The sequence below is a fragment of the Deinococcus sp. HSC-46F16 genome (assembly GCF_024171495.1).
In the GTDB taxonomy this organism is placed as follows: domain Bacteria; phylum Deinococcota; class Deinococci; order Deinococcales; family Deinococcaceae; genus Deinococcus.
Genome location: NZ_JALJZW010000006.1, coordinates 141,616 through 162,259, shown reverse-complemented (window position 1 = coordinate 162,259; position 20,644 = coordinate 141,616). Strand labels below are relative to the sequence as shown.

27 protein-coding genes are annotated in these 20,644 nt (G+C 70.1%); 12 read left to right on the top strand and 15 right to left on the bottom strand.

Annotation, left to right across the window (positions count from 1 at the left end):
• Positions 1-26: 26 nt before the first annotated feature.
• The 4 genes from mscL to L1280_RS13215 all read right to left on the bottom strand — a co-directional run bounded on the left by mscL (position 27) and on the right by L1280_RS13215 (position 3,306).
• Positions 27-410, bottom strand: a complete 384-nt coding sequence (gene mscL, locus L1280_RS13230) for a large conductance mechanosensitive channel protein MscL (protein ID WP_253582755.1) — start codon at positions 408-410, stop codon at positions 27-29.
• Between the two features lie 58 nt (positions 411-468).
• Positions 469-1,923 (bottom strand): DUF512 domain-containing protein, encoded by a 1,455-nt coding sequence (locus tag L1280_RS13225; protein WP_253582783.1) that lies wholly within the window; start codon positions 1,921-1,923, stop codon positions 469-471.
• A gap of 117 nt (positions 1,924-2,040) precedes the next feature.
• On the bottom strand, positions 2,041-2,772 hold the full coding sequence (locus L1280_RS13220) for an NAD-dependent deacylase (RefSeq protein ID WP_253582754.1): 732 nt from the start codon (positions 2,770-2,772) through the stop codon (positions 2,041-2,043).
• 9 nt (positions 2,773-2,781) lie between these two features.
• Positions 2,782-3,306 (bottom strand): RNA 2'-phosphotransferase, encoded by a 525-nt coding sequence (locus L1280_RS13215; protein WP_253582753.1) that lies wholly within the window; start codon positions 3,304-3,306, stop codon positions 2,782-2,784.
• A 62-nt stretch (positions 3,307-3,368) separates the two neighbouring features.
• On the opposite strand from L1280_RS13215, the gene L1280_RS13210 reads away from it, so the two are divergent.
• On the top strand, positions 3,369-4,886 hold the full coding sequence (locus tag L1280_RS13210; RefSeq protein WP_253582752.1) for a carboxypeptidase M32: 1,518 nt from the start codon (positions 3,369-3,371) through the stop codon (positions 4,884-4,886).
• Positions 4,887-4,941: 55 nt separating this feature from the next.
• Here L1280_RS13210 and L1280_RS13205 read toward each other — a convergent pair whose 3' ends face one another.
• From L1280_RS13205 to L1280_RS13190, 4 genes are all read right to left on the bottom strand, one after another.
• On the bottom strand, positions 4,942-6,129 hold the full coding sequence (locus L1280_RS13205) for a bifunctional 3,4-dihydroxy-2-butanone-4-phosphate synthase/GTP cyclohydrolase II (RefSeq protein WP_253582751.1): 1,188 nt from the start codon (positions 6,127-6,129) through the stop codon (positions 4,942-4,944).
• Entirely contained in the window at positions 6,126-6,770 is a 645-nt protein-coding gene (locus L1280_RS13200) for a riboflavin synthase (RefSeq protein WP_253582750.1), read from the bottom strand. The genes L1280_RS13205 and L1280_RS13200 overlap by 4 nt, the downstream gene beginning before the upstream one ends.
• On the bottom strand, positions 6,770-7,828 hold the full coding sequence (gene ribD / locus L1280_RS13195) for a bifunctional diaminohydroxyphosphoribosylaminopyrimidine deaminase/5-amino-6-(5-phosphoribosylamino)uracil reductase RibD (RefSeq protein WP_253582782.1): 1,059 nt from the start codon (positions 7,826-7,828) through the stop codon (positions 6,770-6,772). Before ribD ends, L1280_RS13200 begins: the two co-directional genes overlap by 1 nt.
• Positions 7,829-8,248: 420 nt before the next feature.
• A complete protein-coding gene (locus L1280_RS13190) occupies positions 8,249-9,280 on the bottom strand; it encodes a M42 family metallopeptidase (RefSeq protein WP_253582749.1) in 1,032 nt (343 codons plus the stop codon).
• Between the two features lie 78 nt (positions 9,281-9,358).
• Here L1280_RS13190 and L1280_RS13185 point away from each other — a divergent pair, with 78 nt between their 5' ends.
• The gene (locus L1280_RS13185) at positions 9,359-10,192 is read left to right on the top strand and encodes a MerR family transcriptional regulator (protein WP_253582748.1); all 834 of its coding nucleotides are present in this window, start codon (positions 9,359-9,361) and stop codon (positions 10,190-10,192) included.
• 59 nt (positions 10,193-10,251) lie between these two features.
• Positions 10,252-10,617: a hydroxyphenylacetyl-CoA thioesterase PaaI gene (paaI, locus tag L1280_RS13180; RefSeq protein ID WP_253582747.1), complete on the top strand. Its 366-nt coding sequence runs from the start codon at positions 10,252-10,254 to the stop codon at positions 10,615-10,617.
• Here paaI and L1280_RS13175 read toward each other — a convergent pair.
• On the bottom strand, positions 10,614-11,759 hold the full coding sequence (locus tag L1280_RS13175) for a DUF4357 domain-containing protein (protein ID WP_253582746.1): 1,146 nt from the start codon (positions 11,757-11,759) through the stop codon (positions 10,614-10,616). The genes paaI and L1280_RS13175 overlap by 4 nt on opposite strands.
• Before the next feature lie 89 nt (positions 11,760-11,848).
• Here L1280_RS13175 and L1280_RS13170 point away from each other — a divergent pair, with 89 nt between their 5' ends.
• Genes L1280_RS13170 through L1280_RS13155 form a run of 4 tightly spaced genes read left to right on the top strand, consistent with a single transcriptional unit; the run spans position 11,849 to position 13,873 of the window.
• Positions 11,849-12,331, top strand: a complete 483-nt coding sequence (locus L1280_RS13170) for a DMT family transporter (RefSeq protein ID WP_253582745.1) — start codon at positions 11,849-11,851, stop codon at positions 12,329-12,331.
• Positions 12,328-12,789 (top strand): DMT family transporter, encoded by a 462-nt coding sequence (locus L1280_RS13165; protein WP_253582744.1) that lies wholly within the window; start codon positions 12,328-12,330, stop codon positions 12,787-12,789. The genes L1280_RS13170 and L1280_RS13165 overlap by 4 nt, the downstream gene beginning before the upstream one ends.
• Positions 12,786-13,277, top strand: coding sequence for a MarR family winged helix-turn-helix transcriptional regulator (locus L1280_RS13160; protein ID WP_253582743.1), 492 nt, complete (start codon positions 12,786-12,788; stop codon positions 13,275-13,277). The genes L1280_RS13165 and L1280_RS13160 overlap by 4 nt, the downstream gene beginning before the upstream one ends.
• Before the next feature lie 53 nt (positions 13,278-13,330).
• Positions 13,331-13,873 carry a single-stranded DNA-binding protein gene (locus tag L1280_RS13155; RefSeq protein ID WP_253582742.1) on the top strand — a complete coding sequence of 181 codons (543 nt, stop codon included), beginning with the start codon at positions 13,331-13,333 and terminating at the stop codon, positions 13,871-13,873.
• Between the two features lie 37 nt (positions 13,874-13,910).
• On the opposite strand, the gene L1280_RS13150 is transcribed toward L1280_RS13155, so the two are convergent.
• The gene (locus L1280_RS13150) at positions 13,911-14,348 is read right to left on the bottom strand and encodes a hypothetical protein (RefSeq protein WP_253582741.1); all 438 of its coding nucleotides are present in this window, start codon (positions 14,346-14,348) and stop codon (positions 13,911-13,913) included.
• A gap of 271 nt (positions 14,349-14,619) precedes the next feature.
• Positions 14,620-15,258, bottom strand: a complete 639-nt coding sequence (locus L1280_RS13145; protein WP_371922920.1) for a metallophosphoesterase — start codon at positions 15,256-15,258, stop codon at positions 14,620-14,622.
• Positions 15,259-15,360: 102 nt separating this feature from the next.
• On the opposite strand from L1280_RS13145, the gene rocF reads away from it, so the two are divergent.
• Together rocF and L1280_RS13135 are read left to right on the top strand one after the other, a co-directional pair.
• Positions 15,361-16,257 (top strand): arginase, encoded by an 897-nt coding sequence (rocF, locus tag L1280_RS13140; protein ID WP_253582740.1) that lies wholly within the window; start codon positions 15,361-15,363, stop codon positions 16,255-16,257.
• A gap of 10 nt (positions 16,258-16,267) precedes the next feature.
• Entirely contained in the window at positions 16,268-16,495 is a 228-nt protein-coding gene (locus L1280_RS13135) for a hypothetical protein (RefSeq protein WP_104991570.1), read from the top strand.
• Here L1280_RS13135 and L1280_RS13130 read toward each other — a convergent pair.
• Positions 16,462-16,743 (bottom strand): hypothetical protein, encoded by a 282-nt coding sequence (locus tag L1280_RS13130; RefSeq protein WP_253582739.1) that lies wholly within the window; start codon positions 16,741-16,743, stop codon positions 16,462-16,464. The genes L1280_RS13135 and L1280_RS13130 overlap by 34 nt on opposite strands.
• A 34-nt stretch (positions 16,744-16,777) precedes the next feature.
• Between L1280_RS13130 and L1280_RS13125 the strand changes: the two genes are divergently transcribed.
• The 3 genes from L1280_RS13125 to metK all read left to right on the top strand — a co-directional run bounded on the left by L1280_RS13125 (position 16,778) and on the right by metK (position 18,913).
• A complete protein-coding gene (locus L1280_RS13125; protein WP_253582738.1) occupies positions 16,778-17,032 on the top strand; it encodes a DUF3248 domain-containing protein in 255 nt (84 codons plus the stop codon).
• A 30-nt stretch (positions 17,033-17,062) separates the two neighbouring features.
• On the top strand, positions 17,063-17,542 hold the full coding sequence (locus tag L1280_RS13120; protein WP_253582737.1) for a DUF3809 domain-containing protein: 480 nt from the start codon (positions 17,063-17,065) through the stop codon (positions 17,540-17,542).
• Between the two features lie 147 nt (positions 17,543-17,689).
• On the top strand, positions 17,690-18,913 hold the full coding sequence (gene metK, locus L1280_RS13115; RefSeq protein WP_253582736.1) for a methionine adenosyltransferase: 1,224 nt from the start codon (positions 17,690-17,692) through the stop codon (positions 18,911-18,913).
• A 55-nt stretch (positions 18,914-18,968) separates the two neighbouring features.
• Here metK and coaD read toward each other — a convergent pair whose 3' ends face one another.
• The 3 genes from coaD to L1280_RS13100 all read right to left on the bottom strand — a co-directional run bounded on the left by coaD (position 18,969) and on the right by L1280_RS13100 (position 20,572).
• The gene (gene coaD, locus L1280_RS13110; protein ID WP_253582735.1) at positions 18,969-19,490 is read right to left on the bottom strand and encodes a pantetheine-phosphate adenylyltransferase; all 522 of its coding nucleotides are present in this window, start codon (positions 19,488-19,490) and stop codon (positions 18,969-18,971) included.
• Positions 19,487-20,047 carry an RsmD family RNA methyltransferase gene (locus L1280_RS13105; RefSeq protein ID WP_253582734.1) on the bottom strand — a complete coding sequence of 187 codons (561 nt, stop codon included), beginning with the start codon at positions 20,045-20,047 and terminating at the stop codon, positions 19,487-19,489. The genes coaD and L1280_RS13105 overlap by 4 nt, the downstream gene beginning before the upstream one ends.
• Positions 20,048-20,113: 66 nt before the next feature.
• Positions 20,114-20,572, bottom strand: coding sequence for a superoxide dismutase (locus L1280_RS13100; protein WP_253582733.1), 459 nt, complete (start codon positions 20,570-20,572; stop codon positions 20,114-20,116).
• Positions 20,573-20,644: the final 72 nt, after the last annotated feature.

Genomic DNA, 20,644 nt, shown 5'->3' with positions numbered 1-20,644 from the left:
GGAAAGGATAGGGCAGCCGACGCGCCTCAGGGCCGTCGGCGCAGTTCGTCCCGAATCTCGGCGAGGAGCTTTTCCTCGTTGCTGGGTTCGGCCACGGCGGGCTTGTCCTCGCGCTTGAAGCGCTCGTTGATGCGGTTGACCGGGGTGACTACCAGGAAATACAGGATGGCCGCCACGATCAGGAAGTTCAGCAGCGCCGTGATAAAGGCGCCGTAGTCGAACACCGCTCCGTTCAGCGTGAAGGTGCCGCCCACCTGCGCCCCACCCCCAGTGACCGCCTTGATCAGCGGATTGATGAAGCTGTTCGAAAAGGCCGTCACGATGCCGGTGAAGGCGGCCCCGATCACCACACCGACCGCAAGGTCCACGACGTTGCCGCGCAGCACGAAATCCCGGAACCCTCTGAGCATGGGACAGTTTGCCTGTGTGTTACCGCAAGCACAAGAATGGGTCTTGGGGAGTGACGGGCTAGGCCTGCCCCCGGCTCTCCTTGACCGCGTGGGCGCTCATGCCCCACTGGTGGCCGCTGCTCTGCACGCCGTCGAGGATGACGCGGGCGAGTTCGCCCAGGGTCGCCCCACCGGGACGCACGTCCATTCGGAACTCGGTCCGCAGCTCGGAGAGGCTGGTGTCGTCCAGCATCAGCTCGGTGCCGTAACGCAGGGTGGTCGGCGGCACGATCAGCAAGTCGGCCTCGCCAGCCTTGACCGCATGCCGGAAGCAGCGGCCCGTCAGCAGACCCGCCACGGTGGTCACGCGCCCGAAGGTCTTGTTCTCCACCGCCCGGACCTCGATCTCCAGGCCCTCAATCTGCCGCAGCGGTTCCACCGCCCGGTCGAGCGACTCGGCGAACAGCAGCCCCGTCCCCAGGATCACTTTGCGGGGCGCAGGCAGGGCGGCGGGCAGCTCCGGCAGCCCCTCGGTCAGAAAGTCGCGGATCATGCCCACGCCGTTTTCCAGCATGGGGAAGCCCTCGTATTCCTCCTCGGTGGGGAGCGGCTCTCCGGCGAGCAGGTACAGCTCGTCGGAGGGGAAGACGAAACGGGTGCCGCGCTCGGCCAAGAACTGCTTGCGCCAGCGGTTGAGGCGGGCGAGCGTATCCTGCGCCTCCTCGCGCGTGAAGGTCCGCACATCAGGCAGGTTCTTGCGGTGCCCGGTCAGGCCGATGGGCACCACCGCCGCCGAGATCACGTTGGGACGGCTGCTGAGGTACTCCACCGTGTCGTCGAGGTGCTCGCGATCGTTGCGGCCCGGCACGAGGACGATCTGGGTGTAGAGGTCGATGGGTTCCAGCCGCTCGATCATGGAACGAATCTGCACGGCTTGGGGGTCCTTGACCTTGAGCTTCCACCACTTCATCAGGTCCTGGCGCAGGTCCTGGTTGGCCGTGTGGACCGACACGTACAGCGGGGAGAGGTTCTCGTCGAGAATCCGGTTGATGTCGCCTTCCGTCAGGTTGGTGAGCGTGACAAAGGAGCCGTACAGGAAGGACAGGCGGTAGTCGTCGTCCATGATGTAGAGGCTCTTGCGAAAGCCGCGCGGCATCTGGTGGACATAGCAGAAGTCGCACTTGTTGGCGCACTTCTTGATGCCGTCGAACAGCACTTCCTCGAAGTCGAGGCCGGGGTCTTCCCATTCCACGTCGAAGGTGAAGGTGGGGGCCGCCGGGTCGTAGTCCAGGCGGTGGTGGTCCTGCGCCACGCCGAGGACACCGGAAAGGACCGAGGGGCGCTCCACCGGGCGGCTGATCTCCAGCGTCGCCCGCCCCTGCGAGAGGCGGTGGCGGTAGGCCAGCACGTCGGTCACGGATTCACCGTTCACCCGGATCAGCAGGTCGCCGGGCCGGACGCCCGCGCGTTCGGCGGGGCTGCCCGGTTCCACGGTCTTGATGGGTGCGGGAAACACCTCGGTCGGTTGCGGCATGGCTTCGGCTGCGGTCACGTCTCACCCCTTGCGGGACACGTCGTCGGCCCCGTTCAAACGGGGAAGTTTAACAGGCGGGGCGCCGGACCGGGTGTGACAGGCGTCCCGGTTGGGCGGTCAGCCCTCCCCCAGCAGCGCCGCCAGCCCCCGTGACGCCACGTCCCGCACGCTGCAACTCATGTCGGGCGTGAGTTCCGTCTCGTCGGGGTTGACCTCGATCACCACGCCGCCCGCCCGCCGGGTTTCCAGCGCGAGGCCCGCCGCCGGGTAGACCTGACCGCTCGTGCCCACGATCAGGGCGACTTCCGCCCCCTCAAAGGCGCGGGTGGCGGCCTCCAGCGCCAGCTCGGGCAGAAACTCCCCGAACCAGACGATGTTGGGGCGCATTCGGGAACTGCACACCGGGCAAGTCGGCGGCGGCGTGAACGTTTCCGGGTCGGGCAGAGGCGCGACGGTTCCGCAGACCTCGCAACGGGCGGTGCTGAGGTTGCCGTGCAGCTCCACGAGGCGCTCGCTGCCCGCCCGCGCGTGCAGGCCGTCCACGTTCTGGGTGGCGAGGAAAAAGCCGTCACCCTTTTCCCGCTCCAGCCGGGCGAGGAGGCGGTGGGCCTCGTTCGGTTGCGCCCGGCTCACGTCCCGGTAGCGGCCCGCGTACCATGCCCAGACGGTCTCCGGGTCGCGGCGGTAGGCCTGCGGGCTGGCGAGGTCCTCGGGGCGGAAGCGTGCCCAGTGCCCCGTCTGCGCGTCGCGGAAGGTGGGGATGCCACTCTCGGCACTGACGCCCGCGCCGGTCAGGACGGCCACGCGGCGGGCGGTTCTCAGGGCGGCGCGGGCCTGTTCCAGGGTCATGGGGCCAGCCTACTCCCCCGCCGGAAACTCCAGAAACTCGGGCGGCACGGCCTCTGCCAGCCACACGCCGTTCTCGCTGCGGTAGAAGGGGTGCCCGGCCCCGTACATCCGCCCCGCCTGCACCCTCAGCACGACCGACCTTCCCCGCCGTGCCCCCACCTGCCGCGCCGCCCCCTCGTCGCGCGAGAGGTGGACGTGGTGGCGGCCCATCGGCCTGAGGCCCTCCGCGCGAATGGCGTTCAGCACGCCCGCGTGGGTGCCGTGGTACAGCAGGGGCGGCGGCACGGTGAGCGGCAGCCGCAAGTCCACCTCCACGCTGTGGCCCTGGTTGGCGCGGATACGCTCACCCTGAAGCGTGTAGCGCCCCTTGCGGTCGGCGGCGACCACCCGCTCCAGCCGGGACCGGGGCATCCGCAAGGTCCGCAGCACGGCGTCCACGGGTGCCCAGCCGCCCGGCTCCAACGTCACATTCATCTTGTCGGGCGCATGCCGCAGCAGGTAGGAGAGGCGGCGGGAGAGTTGCTCGTCGGTCATGCCCTATTGTCCAGGCCAGAAGGCCGAGGCCCGCCGAGGCGGGACGCGGTAGGCTGACGGGCGTGACCACAACCCATACCGACACGGCCTGGGCCGAACTCCAGACCCGGTTTCAGGAACTTGCCGACCTGGGCGGCATCGGCTCCCTGCTGGGCTGGGACCAGAGCACCTACCTGCCCGCCGGGGCCGCCGCCGGGCGCTCGCGGCAACGGGCGCTGCTCTCGCGGCTGCGGCATGAGCGGGCGACCGACCCGGCCTACGGACGGCTGCTGGAAGAACTTGGCGGGCGCAGCGACCTCTCCCCCGTTCAATCGCGCATGGTGGCGGTGGCCCGCAAGGACTTCGAGGAAGCGACCCGCTTTCCCGCCGCCTTCGTGGCCGAGTGGAGCCAGCACGGCGGCGAGAGCTACTCGGCGTGGACCGGGGCGCGGCCGGAGAACGACTTCGCGCGGATGGTGCCTTACCTCGAGAAGTCGCTGGACCTGAGCCTCCAAGCGGCGAGCTACTTTCCCGAATTCGCAGACCCGATGGACTATTTCATTGACCAGTCCGACGAGGGCATGACCGCCGCGCAGGTGGGCGAGGTCTTCGCGGCGCTCAGGGAGGCGCTGGTCCCGATGGTGGACGCCGTGACCGGGGCCGAGGCGCCCCGCACCGACTTCCTGGCGCGGCACTACCCCGGCGCCGATCAGCTCGCCTTCGGGGAGAGCGTGATCCGGGACTACGGGTACGACTTCACGCGCGGGCGGCAGGACCTCACCCACCACCCCTTCATGACCCGGCTGGGCGCGCAGGACGTGCGCATCACGACACGGGTGAAGGACAACGACCCGACGGAAGCGCTGTACTCCACCCTGCACGAGTCCGGCCACGCGATGTACGAGCAGGGCGTGGCGGAGGACCTGCTGGGCACCCCGCTGGGCGGCGGCGTCAGCGCGGGCGTCCACGAGAGCCAGTCGCGGCTGTGGGAGAACCTCGTGGGGCGCAGCCGGGCCTTCTGGGCCGCGTACTTCGGCAAGTTCCGCGACGCCTTCCCGGAGCAACTGGGAGACGTGACCGAGGAGGAGATGCACCGCGCCTCCAACGTGGTCGCCCGCTCCTTGATCCGCACCGACGCCGATGAGCTGACTTACAACCTGCATGTCATCACCCGCTTCGAGCTGGAGCGCGAGCTGCTGTCCGGGCGGCTGGCGGTGCGTGACCTCGCCGACGCGTGGCACGCCGCCTATGAACAGAACCTGGGCCTGCGGGCCGAGAGCGACGTGAACGGTGTCCTGCAGGACGTGCACTGGTACTTCGGGAGCATCGGCGGGGCCTTTCAGGGCTACACGCTGGGCAACGTGCTCAGCGCCCAGTTCTACGCCGCCGCCGAACGGGCCAACCCCGGCCTGGAAGGCGACATCGCCCGCGCCGACTTCGGGCGGCTGCACGGTTGGCTGCGCGAGAACGTGTATGCACCCGGCCGCCGCTACGCCCCGAACGAGCTGGTGGAGCGGGCGACCGGGCAGGGCATGACGGTGGAGCCGTACCTGAAATACCTGCGGGGGAAGTACGGGGCGCTGTACGGCGTGACGCTGTAAGGCAGGGCAGGGAGGGCGGCGGACACGAAGCTCCGCCGCCCTCTCCCCTGCCGGCCTACCGCAGATGTCCCAACTTCGCTCCCTTCGTCGCCAGATACCCCGCGTTGTGCGCGTTCTGGCCGACGTGCAGCGGCACCCGCTCCACAACCTCCAGTCCGAAGCCCCCCAGCGAGTGCAGCTTGCGGGGGTTGTTGGTCAGGACGCGCAGGCGCCGGGCCCCCAGCAGGTGCAGCATCTGGGCGCCGATCCCGAAGTCGCGGGCGTCGGCGGGAAAGCCGAGTTGCAGGTTGGCGTCCACCGTGTCGGCCCCGCCGTCTTGCAGGGCGTAGGCGCGAATCTTGTTCAGCAGGCCGATGCCCCGGCCCTCCTGCCGCAGGTAGACGAGGACGCCCCGGCCTTCTTCCGCAATCGCCCGCAGCGCCGCGTCCCGCTGCGGCCCGCAGTCGCAGCGCAGCGAGTGGAAGGCGTCCCCGGTCAGGCACTCGGAGTGGACCCGCACCAACAATGGCTTTTCATCCACCTCGCCCATCACGAGGGCGACGTGCTCGGCCCCGGAGAGGCTGTCCTCAAACCCGACCAGCCGGAACTCACCGTACTCGGTCGGTAACTTCGCCTCGGCCGCCACCCGCAGGAAGGGGTCGTGTTCCATCCGGTAGGCGATCAGCGCCTCGATAGAGCCGACCTTTAGGCCATGCCTCCCCCCGAAAGCGAGGAGGTCGGGCAGGCGCAGCATCTCGCCGCTGTCGCCCATGATCTCGCAGATCACGCCCACGGGCGCGAAGCCCGCGAGCCGAGAGAGGTCGCATCCCGCCTCGGTGTGCCCGGCGCGGCGCAGGACACCGCCGGGCCGCGCGACGAGCGGGAAGATATGCCCCGGACGGCGGAAGTCGGCGGGGGTCGCGGCGGGGTCGGCCAGCGCCGCAATCGTCGCCGCGCGGTCGTAGGCGCTGATCCCGGTGGAGTTGCTGACATGGTCCACGCTGACCGTGAAGGCGGTGCCGTTGGGATCGGTACTGGAGCGCACCATCGGCGCGAGGTCCAGCTCGGCGGCCCGCTCGGGAGGCAGGGTCACGCAGATCAGGCCCCGGCCCTCCCGCGCCATGAAGTTGACCCACTCCGGCGTGGCGGTCTCGGCGGGCATCAGCAGGTCGCCCTCGTTCTCGCGGCCCTCGTCGTCCACCAGGATGACCGGACGCCCGGCCCGCAACTCGGCCAGCAGATCGGGGATGGAGGCCAGGGTCATCGCGCCACCTCCGGCTGCCCGAAGTCGCGCATCAGGAGCAGCCGCTCGACATACTTCGCCATCTGGTCGGCCTCCAGATTGACCACCGTGCCGGGGCGCCAGTCCCCCAGGGTGGTGACCTCCAGCGTGTGCGGCACCAGCCAGAGGGTGAACTCGTCGGGAGCGAGGTCTGTGCGGCTGCCGCCAGGACCACCTGTATCCACGACGGTCAGGGACACGCCGTCCACCGTGACGCTCCCCTTGGGCACGAAGTAGCGGGCCAGATGCGGCGCGGCGCGGACGCGCAGGGTGTACGCGCCAGGCTCCTCCCGCATCTCCAGAATCTCGCCCGTGCCGTCCACATGCCCGCTCACCACATGCCCGCCGAAGCGGCCCGAGGCGGTCATCGCCCGTTCGAGGTTGAGCCGGGCACCGACTCCCCAGTGCGGCGCTGTCTTGGCGAGCGTCTCACGGCTGAGATCCACGGTAAAGCCCGTCTCGTCCCACCCCGTCACGGTGAGGCAGGTGCCCGAGCAGGCGATGGACTCCCCCAGCGCGAGGTCGGACCACATCCGCCCCGGCGTGACGGTCAGGGTGAGGGTGCCGTTCTGTTCGGCGGCGTGCGTGACGCGGCCGACCTGTTCCACGATTCCGGTGAACATCAGTTTGCTCCTCCCACGCTCAGGCGGGGAATGTCGTGCAGCAGGCCCGAGATCAGCACATCCGGGCCGAGGGATTCGACGTAAGTGTCACGCAGGGCGGCGGCGTGGCCCATCCCCCGCGCGGGGCCGCTCAGTGGGGAGAGACCCGCGCCCAGCAGCTTGGGAGCCACGAGCGCCCGCACCTCGTCGATGAGTCCGGCCGCGAACAGGGCGCTGGCCAGGGTGGGGCCGCCCTCCAGCAGCAGGCTGGCGAGGTTCAAGCGGCCCAACTGGTGCAGCGCGTCGGGCAGGCCGGTGACCCGCAGTATGTAGGCGCCCCGGTCTTCCAGGGCGCGGGTGTCGGCTTCTGGCGCGGTCACGAGGATGGTACCCGGCCGCAGCGCCTGGGCAGTCAATGGCGTGCGGGCGCGGGGGTCGAAGATCACCGGGCGGGGGTCGCGTCCGCCCTCCAACCCGCGTGTGGTGAGGCGGGGATCGTCAGCCAGGACGGTGCCGATGCCCACCGCGATGGCGTCCGCCTCGTTACGCCAGCGCATCACCCGTGCCCGCGCCTCTTGGGAGGTGACGGCCCCATTCGCCTCTCCCGCCGCCGCGACCTTGCCGTCCAGCGTCACCGCGTACTTGTAGGTCACCCAGGGCCGACTGCGCGTGACCAGCGAGCGGAAACCTGATTGCTGGCGCAGAGCCTCGGCCTCGCCCACACCGACGGTGACGGGAATCCCGGCCTCGCGCAGCCTTGCCACACCGCGTCCAGCAACCTGGGGGTTGGGGTCCAGGGCGGCGACGACCACCCGCCCCACGCCCGCCGCGAGCAGGGCGTCGGCGCAGGGGGGGGTGCGACCAAAGTGGCTGCACGGCTCCAGGGTGACGTAGGCGGTCGCGCCCCTGGTCCGCTCGCCCGCCTCCCGCAGGGCGAAGACCTCGGCGTGGGGGTCCCCGGCGCGGGGGTGAAAGCCCCGGCCCACCACCTCGCCCCCCTGCACGAGTACGCAGCCCACCGCTGGGTTGGGGGCGGTGCGGCCCAGGCTCCGCGCGGCTTCGGCCAGCGCGAGGGCCATGTGCTCTGCGTCTTCTGGGCGTGACACCTCTCCAACGGGCGAGGCGCCAGTCCCAGGACTGTTCATTCCAGACATACGGTGTCGCCGCCCACCGGGGTGGTGGGCAAGGCGGCCTCCTTCTTCCATCCGGACTGAATGGCAACGGCGTTCTGGGGGCCTGAGCTTCGGGGACGGCCCCTCAGCTTTCTTGCCGCATCCTTCGCGTCTCTGTTCGCCATGACACCGTCGGCCCCGGAGTTTCACCGGGTCGGGCCTCGCGCGTGGTGCAGTTTGCGCGGGCTTCGCGGGCTGACCAGCCAGAAGCTGGATCACCGCCGGTGGGGAGTCTCACCCCGCCCCGAAAGAGGTCGGCCCCGGTCCCGCAGAGGACGGGAGCCAGGGCCGATGCTAGCGCGGGGGCGGGGAGCGCACTGTGTGGGGTTATCCAGCCTGCACGTGCGCCAGCATCAGCCGGGCGGTGGCTTCCAGCGCGTCGGTGTGGGTGCGCTCGTAGGCGTGGCTGGCGTCTACGCCGGGGCCGATCAGCGCGACCGGATAGTCGCCGCCCGCCCGCCACGCCGCCGTGCCGTCCGAGGCGTAGTAGGGGTAGAGGTCCACCCGCAGCTCCAGCCCCGCCCGCCGCGCCGACTCGCGCAGGCGGTTGCCGAGGGCGTGGTCATAGGGTCCACCACTGTCGGCCACGCAGAGGGTGACGTGGTGCTCGCTGCTCGTCTGGCCCTCGCCCACAGCGGCCATGTCCACCGCAATCAGCTCGTCGGTGTGGGGCGGAATGCCGGTCGCGGCCCCATGCCCGACCTCCTCGTAGGTGGTGATGTGGAAGGCGACCGTGCGGGCGGGCGGCGTCTCCTGCAAGGCGCGGGTCACGCCCACGAAGACGGCGACAGCGGCCTTGTCGTCGAGGTGGCGACCCTTGACGTACCCGGCGTCCGTCAGCAGGGCGCGGGGCTCGAAGCTCACGAAATCGCCCACCTCGATGCCCAGCGCCCGCGTCTCCTCCGGGGAGGCGGTGCGGGCATCCAGCCGGACCTCCATCACGCTCTGCTCGCGCCTCAGCTCGCGCAGGGCGGGGCCGTGGACATGGGTGCTCTGGAGGGTGTTCACGACGGTGCCCGTGACGACCGCGCCCCCCTGGGGATGCACCTGCACGTATGCGCCCTCGACCGTCGCCCAGTCGTAGCCTCCCAGCATGGCAAGGCGCAGGCGGCCGCCCTCCTTGATCTCCTTGACCATCGCCCCCAGCGTGTCCACGTGGCCGCTGAAGGTGGTGTGGCCCGCGCCCGTCCCGGCGATCTCCCAGGTCAGCGCCCCCTTCTTCGTGCGGGCGTGCGGAACGCCCAGGGTGTCCAGTTCGGCCTCCAGCAAGCGGATCGCCCCCTCGGTGAATCCGGTCGGGCTGGGGGTGTTCAGCAGGCGCAGCAGCAGGTCCACGGTGGTGGGGAGGTCGAAACTCATGGGAGGCAGCATAGCGGCGGGGCGCTTGACCCTCCCCCAGGGGCAGGCCGCATGCTGCCCTCACCTCCGGAGGGCCGTATGACCGACACCCAGGACACGCTTCCCATCGGCGCCTTTGCCCGCGCCTCGCGCCTCAGTCTCAAGGCGCTGCGGCTGTACGACGACCTGGGGCTGCTGCCCCCCGACCGGGTGGACCCGGCCACGGGGTACCGCTTCTACGCGCCCGGTCAGATCGAGACGGCCCGCTTGATCGGCCTGCTCCGAACGGTCGAGATGCCGCTGGCCGACATCCGCGCCCTGCTGGACGCCCCCACACACGAGCGGGCCGGGCGGGTGGAGGCGCACTGGCGGGCGGCGCAGGCCCTTCACCTTCAGCGGGCCGCCGTCGCGCGGCACCTGATCCACACCCTGAGAGGAGACCCCATGCCCACGAGTTACGAAGTCCAGACCCGCGACGTGCCCGCCCAATTGGTCCTGACCACCCAGCGCCGCGTGTTCCTGCCGGACCTCAGCGCCTTTATCGGTGCCTCCATGGACCGCCTGCACGCCGAGGTGCAGGCGCAGGGGGCAGAGGTCGCTGGCCCGCCCGTCGTGATCTACCACGGCGAGGTCAATGCTGACTCGGACGGCCCGGTGGAGGTCTGCGTGCCCTACCGGGGGCCGGTGCAGCCCAGTGGCGACTTCACCACCCGCGAGGAACCCGCCCACATGGAGGCCTTCGTGACCGTCCGCAAGGCCGACTTCGAGTACCACGAGCTGATGGCCGCCTACGACGCGGTGGACCGCCACGCCCGCAGTCATGGCACCCGCAATGGCCTTTCCTGCCGCGAGGTCTACCCCTACGACTGGGAGGCGGCGGGACCGGACGACCCGGCGGGCGAGGTCGCCTGCCCGTACCAGCCGCGCGGCTGACCCCTCTCCTTTCCTCACTGCCCCCGGCGAGTGGCACCGGGGGCGGTACGCTGGCTTCCATGAGCTACGCCGACACGCTGGGAATGCGGCTGCTGGAGGCCACGCCGGGCCTGACCCGCGTGACGCTGACCGTCACAGAAGGCGGGCTGAACATGCACGGCACCGCGCACGGCGGCCTGCTGTTCAGCCTCGCGGACGAGGCCTTCGCCGTCATCAGCAATCTGGAAGCGCAGGCAGTCGCGGTCGAGACGCACCTGAGCTTTTTCCGTGCAGCACGTCCGGGCGATGAGCTGGTCGCCGTCGCCACACCCGAGCGGGTGGGCCGCACCCTGGCGACCTACCGGGTGGAGGTCCGGCGGGGCGAGCAGGGGCCGGTGCTGGCGCTGTTTCTGGGGACGGTGTCGCGGCGGGAGCGGGAAAGTTAATCCTGCTCAGTCTCCGTCTTAGGAATGTCATTCCAGTAACTCGCCGGTCGTCCATTAGGGTCTTTCCAGCAGCGCCAGCCATTCCGAGTTCCACCCGCTATCTGCGAGGCTGACATGCTCGCGCTGGAATACTCCACGTCCTTGACGTACTCCAAGAGGCTCCCATCAATTCGGCGGAGGGCGCCCTCCCTTAATAGTCTGTCACGCATCCCCTGAATAAAAGCCGCATCCGGACTGCTGGCAAGGACTCGGTCTAAAGCTGTGCTTCCCTTCTTGACAACCCATACGTCTCGCGTGGTTTCCCAGCACACCCGCGCCTGTGCGCCCTTGATGCTGTAGGTGAATCCGAGTGATGTGGGCAAGTGGGCCAGGCGCTGAGTGAAGTTGATGCGATAGCCGACGGCGTAATTCTCCCTCCACAGGTCCTCGTCACCGTCAGGGGTCCATGACTCCATAACCTCGGTTGGTGCATTCCCCAGCAACACGTCCCGCTCAGCCTCGGTAATCTTGCCCGCTTCCACCGCGTTCTCGGCGGCGAGCTCAAAGGTGGGAATCTGATACCTGGCCTGAATCGCCTCCACGATGGGACGTTTCTCCCGCTGAATCCGGGCCTCGTCGCGGCGTTGGTGCTGGCGCTGCCGGACCGTCTCCACAGCTCCGGCAAAGGCGTCGGCCCGCCACGTCTCCGCGTCCAGCAGCGTGGCAAGGTCGGCGGCGAAGGTATCGCCCTCCTGGCCGAGTTCGACCCGCAGGGCGACCCGTTCTTCCCACCAGCCCGGCAGATGTTCGTCAATGACCGTCCAGACGCGGCCATTGGTGACGACGGCCCAGCGGGTGCCCTCGTTGACGGCGTAGGTGGCGGCCTGCTGAAAGTGCACCGCGCCCAGCGTCACACCCATGCCCTTGATCTCCAGCGCGAACTTGCCCGTCCCCGCCCGGATCAGGAAGTCGGCGCGGTTCCCGGTCGCGTTCGTCTCCTCCGGGACCACTTCTGCCGGGTTCCAGATGTCGAAGCCTGCCGCCTGCAACAGCCGCAGCACGATGGCCTGCCGCACGACCGCCTCGCCGGAATTGGGGGAACCCACGAGCCACCCCTGAATGTCGTTGACAGCGTCACGGAGACGGGCAATCGGGCTGGGCATCTGCGGCGAGTCTAGCAGCGCCCGACTGGAGGACGAATCGTAACCGAACGAGCCTCAAACAAAATCTTTTTCCGGTAAAATATCTCGGTATGGAGGAGACACGTGGGGAGGGAAAGACATTCCGGGCGTTCTGGCCTGCCCTCGCCCTGACGGTGCTGGCCGGTGGCCTGCTGCCGCTCCAGTTCGCGGTGAATGGGGCGCTGGCCGATCACCTCGGGTCGGTGACACTGACGGGCACGCTCTCCTATGCAGCGGGCACCCTGGGACTCCTCGCGCTGCTCGCGCTGAGCCGCCAGCGCCCCGATTGGGACGCCGCCCGGCAAGCCCCGCGCTGGAGTTGGCTGGGCGGGGTCGTCGGCAGTGCGTATGTGGTCGGCAGCGTGGTGCTCACGCAGGCGCTGGGCACCGCCGTGGCGACCACGCTGGTGATCGCCGCGCAGGTCGTCACCGCGATTCTGCTCGACCATCTGGGGGTGCTGGGGCTGGAGCGGCGGCGGGTGAATCCGGCGCGGGCGGGGGCGCTGGTGCTGGTCCTCGCCGCGCTGGGGCTGCGGCTGTGGGGGGTGGCATGAACGTCGGATTGCTGCTGGGGACACTGGGGGCGGGCATCGGGCTCGCGGCGGGGTTGGCCTTCAACGTGCGGCTGGCGCGGGCGCTGGGCACCCCGTTGGCGGCGACTCTGGTGAACTTCGTGGTGGGGGGCGTGCTGCTGGCGGCCCTCTGGCTGGTCGGCGTCGGGCGGGAGGGTCCGGCGCACCTGCCGCCCCTCTGGATGCTGACGGGCGGGCTGCTGGGGGCCACCTACGTCACCCTCAACCTGATCGGGGCGGCCCGGCTGGGGGTGGGCGTGGGCACGGTGGCCGCGACGCTGGGGCAACTGCTGGTGGCGCTCGCGCTGCCCGCGCTGGGCTGGCTGGGGCAGGCGCAGCGGCTCCCCTCCGCCGCCGAGGGCCTCAGCGCCCTGCTGCTGCTGGCCGCCGTCGCCCTGCTCGCCGGGGACCGCCAGCGGGCGGCCGGGGGGCGCGGATGAAGACCGCCGACCTGCTGGCCCGTATCGGGGAGGACTGGCGCCGGGAGAGGCCCGATCTCAACCCCGACCCCATGCTCACGGTGATTGCCGTGCAGCGGACAAGTCAGACGCTCCAGGCGGCCCTGGACGCCTTTTTCGCCCGGCACGACCTGACCCCCTCCGCCTTCGACGTGCTGGCGACCCTGCGCCGCTCGGCCCCGCCGGGGGGCCTGACCCTGGGCGAACTCGGCACGCTGATGGCCGTGACCCCGCCCGCCGTCACCAAGCGGGTGGACGGGCTGGAGCGCCGGGGCTGGGTGGCCCGTCTGCCCGACCCACGCGACCGCCGCACCGTCCGCGCCGCCCTGACGCCGGAGGGCCGCGCCGCCGTGGATGAATTGATAGAAGCCCACGTCGCCCACGAGGAAGCCCTGCTGCGGGCCCTGACACCGGAGGAGCGGGCCACCCTGCGGGAGCTCTTGCTGCGAATCGCGCCCCAGGACGAGTGAGATTGCTGCAAAACCGTCCCGCCTATGTTATGTTATTTACGTAAGGAGGCAGCATGCTGCACATCGAATTCATCACCGATCTGGGCGCAAGGGTCACGGTGGACGTGGAGAGCGCCGACAAGCTGCTCGACGTTCAGCGGCAGTATGGCCGCCTGGGATGGACGACCGGCGACATCCCGTCCGGGGGCTACCAGTTCCCCTTCGACAACGAACCCGACTTCGACTGGAACTTGATCGGCGCCCGCAAGTGGACCAGCCCCGACGGCGAGGAACTGATCATCCACCGGGGCCACGCCTACCGCCGCCGTGAGCTGGAGGCCGTGGACAGCCGCAAGATGAAGCTGCCCGCTGCCGTGAAATACAGCCGGGGCGCCAAGAACACAGACCCCGACCACGTCCGTGAAAAGGCCGACGGCGAGTTCGAATACGTCACCCTGGCGATTTTCCGGGGTGGCAAGCGGCAGGAGCGCTACGCAATCCCCGGCAGCCGCCCCGCCGCCGCCAGTCCCCGCCCCGCTCCGGCACCAGCAGGTCGCGCCCAGCCGCAGGCCCGCCCCGCCCCGGCAGCGGTGGCTGACGAGGAAACGCCGTTCTGAGGCGGTGAGTGGGGAGTGGCTTGGCTTTTGCCACTGCCTACTGACCACTGCCCATTCCCTGCCCCTCGATTACCCCCCGCACGTCGGCAGGCTGCCAGCCCTCGGGCTTGAGCAGCTTGCCGTCTTCGCGTCTTGGGCCGCCGAGTTTCGCCATGTTGGCGTGGTGGACCTCGGTGAAGACGGCGTCGGCGTCAATTCCCAGTGTGGTCAGTGCCCCGTAAGTGACGTAGAGCAGGTCCGTGAGTTCATGGGCCAGGGGCGTGAGGTCGCCGGGGGACACCGGCTCGCCTGCCTGGAGCTGGGTGAGTAGGGCCGTGAACTCAGCCTCCAATTCGCTGGCCTCCTCCCGGATAAATGTCCGCCGGAGCTTCAGGAGGTCGGGACTGGGGACCGTGGGCTGCTCTGGCACGGTGAAACCAAACGCGCGGTGAAGCTGGGTAACGCGCTCAGCGTTGGTGATGGGCGAATCAGACACCCGACGATGCTAGGCCAAAGAGAAAGGGAAAGCCCGTGTGGACTCTCCCTGTGGTGGTGCGGGTGACTGGACTCGAACCAATCGGGGACCGGCCTCCGGCCCGCTCGCGCGCCCGTTTGATGGGAGGTGGGCGTCTCCCTCCGGCCCCTCTCGGAGCCAGGGGGAAGTATGCCGCAGCCTCCCCCACCCCCACATGTGCCGAATGGTCACCTGGCCTTAAGACAAATGGCGTGCCAGCGCGGAAAATCGCGGGCGTTCTCACAGTCTGGCGTCACATGTCCAGTACCCGGTAGCCGTAGGCGTTCACCACACAGGCACCGCTGGCCTCGTCCACGTAGTCCGCTTTGCGGCCCTCGTACTCGTGGACGTGGCCGTGGACGACGAGGCGGGGGCGGCGGCGAGCCATGAAACGGGTGATCTCGGGGCAGCCCCGGTGGGCGTAGTCGCTGCCGGTGTGCGGCCCCAGCGGCGGCGCGTGCGTGAGCAGCACGTCCACCCCCCGGCGGGCCTGCCAGCCCAGCCACCCCAGACCACGCCGGGCCTGCGACGGCGAATACTGGCCCTCGCCGCCGGGACGGTAACGCGGCACCCCGCCCCAGCCCGCCACGCGCAGCCCCGCCGCCGTCACCACCCGGCCATGCACGGCGATGACCCCGCGCGGGGGAATCGGGCCGTCGCCCTCGTCCACCGACTCGTCGCCGTGGTTGCCGTGGACATACAGGATGGGCACGGTGAGGACGCTCGCCAGGAATTCGAGGTAGTAACCCGGCAGGTCGCCCGCCGCGAGCACGAGGTCCACCTCCGGGGCCGAGCGGGCGAAGCCCTCGCGGTACACGAAGGGATGCACCATGTCAGCCAGCACCAGGACGCGGCGCGGCGGGGTGGGGGCGGAAGCGGAGGAGGCGGGCACGGGAACCGGCCGAGTGTAGCGTCCCCGGCGCGGGACGCTGTGGCCGGGGGCATAATCTTGCAGCCCTGAGGCATACCCCATTCCGGCCCTTAGCCTGAAGGAATGGACCTGAGCATTCTGGGCATTCCGATGGACCTCGGCGCGGGACGCCGGGGGGTGGACATGGGGCCGTCGGCGCTGCGAAACGCCCACCTCGCGGGCACGCTGCGGGGGCTGGGGCACACGGTGACGGACCTCGGGGACGTGGAGGTGCCCCTGCCCGAGACGCTGGACAAGCACGCGGAGAGCGGCCTGATCTTCCTCGACCCCATCATCGCCGCCTGCCGCAGCGCCGCCGAGCGGGTGGCCGCGCTGCCAGAGGGCACCTTCCCGGTCACCCTGGGCGGCGACCACTCGGTCAGCATGGGCACCGTGACGGGCAACGCCCTGCGCGGCGGCACCCCCCGGCGCACCGGGCTGATCTGGGTGGACGCCCACACCGACTACAACACGCCCCAGAGCAGTCCCAGCGGCAACATCCACGGAATGCCCGTCGCGCACCTGACCGGGCTGGGCGACCCGCACCTCTCCGGCCTGGGCGGGGGCTGGCACCTCCAGCCCGAGGACATCGTGATGATCGGCATCCGCAGCGTGGACGCGAACGAGCGCGAATTGCTGCGGGAGGCTGGAATCAAGGCCTACACCATGAAAGACGTGGACCAGCTCGGGATCACCCGCATCACCGAGGAGACGCTGGAGCGCCTCTCTGACACCGAGCGCCTGCACGTCTCCTTCGACGCCGACGCCCTCGACCCCTCGGTCGCCCCCGGCGTGGGCACCCCGGTCCCCGGGGGCCTGACCTACCGCGAGGGGCACCTGCTGATGGAACTGCTCTCGGAGTCGGGCCGGGTCACCAGCCTCGACATCGTGGAGGTCAACCCGGTCCTCGACACCCGCAACCAGACCGCCGAGGTGATGGTGGGGATGGCTGCCAGCCTGCTGGGGCAGCGGATTCTGTAGCCTGACCCCGATGCCCTACGCCGTTCGCCTGCAATATGTCCACAAGGACGCCCACGGGGACGATGCCCTGCTGGACGAACCCCACTGGCTGGAGAGCGACGCGGGCGAGCGCCGGGTCTTTCCCAGCGCCGACGAAGCCGGGGCCGCCGCGCAGGAGTGGATCACCGAAGGCTGGCGGGCCGAGGTGGTGGAGGTCGCGCCGGGTCAGGCCCCTTCCAGCGGGTCGGGCGACAGGTAGGGCTGCGCCGCGTCAAAGCCCGCCAGCGCCCCCGGCGAGAGTCGCCAGTCGTCCCCATCGCGGGTGGCTTCCCCCCCTTGCACCAGCCGGTTGAGTTCGGCCTCGACCCGCTGCCCGACGCGGCGCAGGGGCATCTCGGCGGCGGCCTCCACCCCGCGCCAGGTCAGGAAGGCGCGGTGAAAGTCGGGCAGGGCGTCGAGGCCGACGCGGGTTTCCAGGGCACGCCAGGAGAGGGCAGGAGAGGACATACCCCCGTTGTACCGCGCCGCGTACAATGCCCGCATGACCGGCGGTTCTCCCCCTGACCCCTCCCCGGCGCCGCTGCCCCCGGAATTGATCCGGCAGCTCGACGCGCTCGGCGGGCAGCTCGTGTGGCGCGTCGGCAAGGACGAGGTCAGCGACGAGGTGGTGGTGCGGCTGGGCTACGCCTCGGCCACGCCCCGCTTCGCGCACCTGCCCCGGCTCCGCAGCGCGAACGACGCCGAGCTTCAGGCCGCGCTGAGCGAGAACCGGGTGGTGATCGAGTGGGTGGATTGAGTTCGCCACCCGCCCCTAACCCGAGGAACCATGCAGCTTGAAGCCCGGCAGGCCTTCACGCTGACCCACCCCGGTGGGCAAGACGCCGCGCTCGCCTTCGTGCGCGACGCGGGCGTGTCCTTGTCTCGGGTGCGCTTTCTGCGGGACCTGTGGGCGGACGCGGCAGGCGTGCGCGGCGAACTCGTGGTGCCCGTGCCGCTGCTGGGAGAAGTGGATCTGCCCTTCGTGAGCAGTTTGCATCCCACCCCAGACGGCGCCAAGTTGCAGCCCCAGCCTGTCACGAGCGAGCGGGCCTGGGTGGAGGTCGCGGGGCAGGCGCGGGTAAGCGCGGCGGGTGAGATGGCCTTCGACTTCCAGTTCCGCGCCCACCTGCGGCTCCCGGAGGCCGAGGGCTGGGGCGGTGCCGCCTTTGAGAAGATGGTGCGCTCGGCGGCAGAGCGCACGCTGACGCGGCTGGCGGGGGAATTGCCGCAGGGGATCGGGGCGGCGCTGCTGGACGCTGCCCGGTAGCCGGATGCCCTTTTCCCCCCCGGCACCGCTGGAGTAGGCTGCCCCGGTGCCGCCCCCGCGCCGGGAAGGCGGCCACCGTGCGGGGACCGCAGCGACATCCCTCTCCAGGTGGTTCTGTGAGACGCCCCCCCGCACGAAGGAGCATTCATGCGGAAGTACTACACGTCGGAATCGGTATCGGAAGGCCACCCGGACAAGCTCGCGGACTTCATCTCGGACAGCATTCTGGACGAGTTTCTGCGCCAGGAACCCGCCAGCCGGGTTGCGGTGGAGACGCTGCTGACCACCGGCATGGCGGTCGTGGCGGGCGAGGTCACCGCGCAAAACGCCCGGGTGGACGTACAGAAGACGGTGCGCGACGCCGTGATGAAGGTGGGCTACACCCGCGCCAACTACGGCTTCGACGCCGAGTACAGCGCGGTGCTGGTGGCCCTGCACGAGCAGTCGCCCGAGATCGCCGGGGGGGTCAACTTCTCCGAGGAGTGGCGCGAGATGTCGGAAGATGAACGCGCCCGCCCTGAAAACGAATACTCCCGCATCGGCGCAGGCGACCAGGGCCTGATGTTCGGCTACGCGACCGACGAGACGCCCGAGCTGATGCCGCTGCCCATTTCGCTCGCGCACCGGCTGACGCGCAAGCTGGCCGAGCTGCGCAAGAACGGGACGCTGCCCTACCTGCGTCCCGACGCCAAGGCCCAGGTCACGGTGGTCCGCGACGGCGAGCCGCACGAGGCCACCCAGACCTTCGTGGACACGGTGGTCATCAGTGCCCAGCACAGCGAGTCGGTGACCCAGGAACAGATTCGGGAGGACCTGCTGGAGCATGTCGTCCGGGCCGTCATCCCGGCGGAGTTGCTGACCGCCGACACCAAGTACTTCATCAACCCCAGCGGGCGCTTCGTGATCGGCGGGCCGCACGGCGACACCGGCCTGACCGGGCGCAAGATCATCGTGGACACCTACGGGGGCGCGGTGCCGCACGGGGGCGGGGCCTTTTCCGGCAAGGACCCCACCAAGGTGGACCGCTCGGCGGCGTACTACGCCCGCTTTATCGCCAAGAACCTCGTCGCGGCGGGGCTGGCGCGGCGGGCGCTGGTGGAGGTCGCCTACGCGATTGGCCGGGCCAACCCCGTCTCGCTGCGGGTGGACACCTACGGCACGGGCACCGTGAGCGACGAGCGGCTGGCTGAACTCGTCCGCGAACACTTTGACGCCCGCCCGCAGGCGATCATCGCGGAGCTGGACCTGCTGCGGCCCATCTACGCGCAGACCGCCGCTTACGGGCACTTCGGCCGCCCCGAGTTCCCCTGGGAGCAGACGCGGAAGGCGGAGGCGCTGCGGGAAGCGGCTCAGGGCGTGACGACCGCCTGAGCGGACCTGCGCCCCCCTCTCCCCCACGGCCCCGGCGGGTGCGCGGGGGCTTTTGCTATTCGGCTCCGGCCGCCCGCCCGGCTTCCCGCGCGGCGTACACCTCCGCGAACTTGCGGCGCAGGGCGGCGGCACTGGCGCGGGGCACCATCTCGGAAATGTCGCCGCCGTAGGAGGCGATCTCGCGGACCATCGTGGAGCTGACAAAGCTCCAGCGGGTCGCCGCCATGATGAACACCGTCTCGACCTCCCCGATCTGGCGGTTGAGGTGCGCGATCTGGAGTTCGTACTCGTAGTCGGAGACCGCCCGCAGCCCGCGCAGGATCAGCCCCTGCTGCTGCTGGGCCATGTAGTCCACCAGCAGGCCGCCGAAGGTGTCCACACTGACGTTGGGCAGGTGCGCGGTCGCCTCGTGCAGGATCGCCAGCCGCTCCTCCAGGGTAAAGAGGTGCTTGCCCTGCTTGCGGGCGTTGTGCATCACGGTGACGGTCACGTGGTCGAAGATGCGCGAGGCCCGCGTCAGCACGTCCATGTGGCCGCTGGTGATGGGGTCGAAGGAGCCGGGGAAAACCGCGTTCATGTGGTTCCGATGTTACCCGCCCCGGCCCCGTCGCCCCCCTCCCGCAGGTAGAGGGTCAGGATGTTGCTCCCGTAGACCCTTTCCTCGCGCTCCCAGCCAGGGGCGTCCTCCAAGCGCACCTGCACGGGATGCTGACAGACGAGCAGGCCGCCGGGCGCCACCACCCCCGAGGCCAGCAGGCGGCGGGTCAGCGCCGGGATGTCCTGCGCATAGGGCGGGTCGCTGAAGACCACGTCGAACTCGCCCAGGCGTCCCAGCAGCGCCGAGGCGTCGCCGCGCACCACCCGCACGGGGAGGTCCAGCAGCCGGGCGTTGCCCTCGATGGCCCGCACCGCCGCCGCGTCCCGCTCGATCAGGGTGGCCGCGTAGCCCCGGCTGGCGGCCTCCAGCCCCACCGCGCCGCTGCCGCCGTGCAGGTCGAGAAAGCGCCCCGAGGGAGCGCGGGTGGCGAGCAGGTCAAAGAGGCTCTTGCGAACCCGCGCCCCACTGGGCCGGGCACTCGCGGGCACCTTGAGGGCACGGCCTTTGGCGCTGCCGCCCAGAATGCGGACACTCATCGCCCGGCAGGGTAACGCACGCGCCCCCCGGACGCGGCGGGCCGGGCAGAGGAAGGAATGTGGGCTTTACCTCCCCGCCATGCGGACGGCGGTGCAGGCCACGCCCGCGTCGGCCGGGGTGCCCGCGGCGTCGGCTGCGGTGTGGACGTTGTAGTAGGTCGCGTTCATCACGTCGGCGCGGGCCACGCTCTTGGAGAGCGTCAGCATGCCGCTCGCGTCGGTCCGGCCGACCATCGCGGTGCTTATGATGGGTGCCCCGTTGCTGGCACAGGGAGTGGTGCTCGCCGTGCCCTGAAGGTGGTAGTGCGCCACGTAGTACTGGTTGGGCGCGAGGCCCATCACCCGCGCCTCGGTCATCACCATGTCGCCCGAGACGCTGGCCCGGACCGTCCCGCTGGGAATGAGCCCCTTGGCATCGGCAGCGGGCTGTTTGCCCAGCGCGTAGGGACTGCCCGGCAACATCGTGGCCATGCAGGAGGCAAGGGCGAACGGCAGGGACAGGGCCAACAGGAGACGCGTCTTCATGACAAACCTCTGGAGCGCAGGGCGAATTGGGGTAAGCAGGCTCTACTGTGGGGCCGCCCCCGCCCGCTGGAG